The organism is Microbacterium sp. P2_F9 (assembly GCF_056403635.1).
The window spans coordinates 1-2,988 of the sequence record NZ_JBFUFC010000306.1; the positions used below are offsets into that span (position 1 = coordinate 1).

The 2,988-nt window shown below is 67.0% G+C and carries 3 protein-coding genes; all 3 read right to left on the bottom strand.

Going from position 1 to position 2,988, the window contains the following annotated elements; all coding sequences use genetic code 11:
• The coding region (locus AC1DVT_RS19195) for a beta-propeller fold lactonase family protein (protein WP_477390878.1) at window positions 1-319 on the bottom strand (319 nt) is incomplete at its 3' end.
• Entirely contained in the window at window positions 316-1,329 is a 1,014-nt protein-coding gene (locus AC1DVT_RS19200; protein WP_477390880.1) for a Gfo/Idh/MocA family protein, read from the bottom strand. The genes AC1DVT_RS19200 and AC1DVT_RS19195, both read right to left, overlap by 4 nt.
• A gap of 511 nt (window positions 1,330-1,840) precedes the next feature.
• Window positions 1,841-2,988: extracellular solute-binding protein (locus tag AC1DVT_RS19205; RefSeq protein WP_477390882.1), on the bottom strand; the 1,148-nt coding region annotated here is incomplete at its 5' end.

The window sequence follows — 2,988 nt, forward strand, 5'->3', positions numbered from 1 at the left end:
AGCCACCGCCGTAGGAGGCGCCCAGAAGAACCGACCCGTCGCGCGTCAGGGCCAGGTAGTTGAGCCCGCCATCGGGCAGGTCGCGACGCGCGAGCGGCGCCAGGACGCCGGTGTCGCGGTCGAGGGAGAGGGTGACGACGCCTGCCGGGTCACCCTTGACGGCCGCGTGCACGATTCCTCGGGCGGAGTCGACGACGAAGGTCGAGCATCCTGTCAGTCCATCGGCTGTCGCGAGCAGTTCCAGCGAGCCATCCGAGAAGCGGAAGGAGGCGATCGTGCCGTCACCGGCGTTCGCGACGAGGACGAGAGAGGAAGTCATTGCCGGACTGCCTCTTCGATCAGGCGTAGCACGCGGACGCTGTCCGCGGGGTCCACGGGAGCTGGGCCGGTTCCTTGGATCGCGTCGCCAAGACCGCGGTAGAAGTCGATGTAGCGCCCAGGAAGGAGCGAGATCTCTCGCGAAGAGTCGGGCCCGGCGATCGCCGCGGTGCGGGCTTCGTCGATGCCGAATCCGTGGTCGCCGGGTGTGCGGCCCGCGGCCAGCTGGGCCTCTTGGGGGTCCAGACCTGCGGTGCTGAAGACCGCGCGCGCTCCGGCAACGCGGAATCGCGGCCGTGAGACCGGAGCGACGGCGCTCATCCACAGTCGGGTGCGTACGCCGTTCGCATGCCGGAGTGTCACGAAGGAGTCGTCATCGCTGATCGCGCCGGGGCGGCGGCGATCGAGTTCCGCGTGGACTTCGACCACGTCACCGAACAGCTGTGTCGCCTGATCGATGAGGTGGGGGCCAAGGTCGTAAAGGATCCCTCCTCCAGCCTCGGATGTGGTCGAGTCCTTCCATTTCGGGCCCACCGCCGGCTTGAACCCTTCGAAGGCGGAATCGAATTGGTGGATCGTGCCGAGCTCACCGCTGCCCACGACATCACGGAGCGTGAGGAAGTCGCCATCCCAGCGTCGATTCTGGAAGACAGTGAGCACGACGCCCCGGGCAGCAGACGCCGCGACGACGGATTCCGCCTCGCTGGCGGTGACCGCGACGGGCTTGTCGATCACGACGTGCAGTCCGGCTGCGATGGCCCGGTGCGCGAGGGGCGCGTGGGTGTGGTTCGGGCTCCCGATCACGACGAGATCGAACTCATCGGCACGGGCGAACAGGTCATCCGCACTCGCCACGACCGACGCATCGGGGTACTTCGCGCGGACGTCGCCGGCACGATCGGGGGATGCCGTGACGACCGCGTCGAGGCGGAATCCAGGCTCCGCACTGACAAGCGGGGCGTGGAAGACCCGGCCGGAGAGGCCGAATCCGATGATGGCGGTACGAATCATGCTCTGTCAGCCTCTCAGGGCGGCCCGCAAGTCTACGAAGAAGCAGTGCGGGATCTGGTGGTCGAACTCTCCACCGTAACGTCACGTGTGCGGCGCCGCCTCAGCCGTTCGTTAACGAAAAGAAGTGCCGATATCGGCACTCTCTTCCGTTACTGTCTCAACACAGTGTGCGCCCGAAGGGACTCGAACCCCCAACCTTCTGATCCGCAGTCAAAGTAGATGGGCTGCGAAACGCCTGGAAACACGCGAATCGGCGCCCCAGATGCACACATCTGTGCACACCTCGTGAACCTGTGCCGAGCGGCGAAGTGTCGTGGCCACWAACCATGAGATTTGAACACCGTTGCAGTCGTCCTGCGGCCGTGCGGACCCGCTGTCGATGGGCCGCTTCAGCCAGCGGCACCCGATAGGCGACCGTGTGCCCGACTCGGATGCCGGGCCAACGAGCCCAGCACGGACGCAGCCGCCCCCGACACGCACGATGGCGTGCCGGGGGCGGCGGGAGCAATACCTAGTCGTTCGCGAAGAGCGCCTCGACCTCTGCTGCTGCGTCCTTCAGCGACTCCGGCTCGGACTCGAAGATCAGGACGGACTCGACGGCCGGCTCCATGATCGCGAGGATGTCAGGCCAGTGGTTGGCGATCGGCGCGAGTGCCGTCTCCCCTGCCGCTGCGGCTTCGTAGTACACGGAGGGGTCGATGCCGGCCGCCTCGAACGCCGCGCGGGCCTTCTCAMTCGAGGTGATGAGCGCGGGGAAGACGACGGCGGCTTCGGCCACGACATCCTGGCAGTCAGCGGACGCGAGGTACGCGACCCACTTCTTCGACAGCTCCGGCTCGTCGGTCGTCGCGATGACCGAGTCGGCCAGGCCGTTCAGGACACCGACGCGCTCGCCGCTGGGGCCCTTGGGCAGCGGGGCGATGCCGCTCTCGACGCCTTCGTAGCCGAAGTAGGTCTTGGCGTTCCAGCTTCCGTCGGTGACGAGTGCGTACGCGCCGGCCCCGTAGGCGTCCTTGATGCTGACACCCGAGGAGGCGGCCTCGTAGCTGGGCATGTATCCCTTGGTGATGAGCGAGCGCCACCAGGCGATGGTCTCGATGTACTCGTCGTCGGCGTAGTTGAACGACTTACCGAACGGGTTCTCGTCGGCGTACGTCCAGTTGTTGCTGAGGGCGTAAGGGCTCCACTGCGTCTGGCCGAATGCGCCGATACCCGACTTCGCCTTCAGACCCAGGCCGTAGACGGCCACGTTGGCGGGGTCGTAGCCTGCCTCGTCGCCGCGGACGCCGTTCTTGTCGACCGACAGGTGGGCGATGGTCGCCTCCCAGCTGCCGCCATCCTCCGGGTTCCAGCTGAGGTCCTGCAGGTCCTCGGGGGTCAGGCCGGCGTCGGCGAGGTAGCCGGCGTTGTAGATCGTGGCGACGGTGTCCCAGTCCTTCGGGAGCCCGTAGCGGTTGCCGTCCTCGCCCACCCAGAGCTCGGGAAGGCCCGCCTGGTACGCGTCAAGGTCGATGCCCTCATCCTTGACGACGTCATCGAGCGGGAGCAGCTGGCCGGTGCTGGCGAGCTGCGGGAAGAAGGACGCGTGGTTCGTGATCACGTCGGGCGCGTCGCCGCCGACGAGGCTGGTCGTCAGCGTCTGGAAGTAGTCATCCCAGC

What these genes read in the sequence shown, in the direction of transcription:
- AC1DVT_RS19200 (WP_477390880.1), bottom strand. Translation starts at nt 1,329, where the DNA reads ATGATTCGTACCGCCATCATCGGATTCGGCCTCTCCGGCCGGGTCTTC.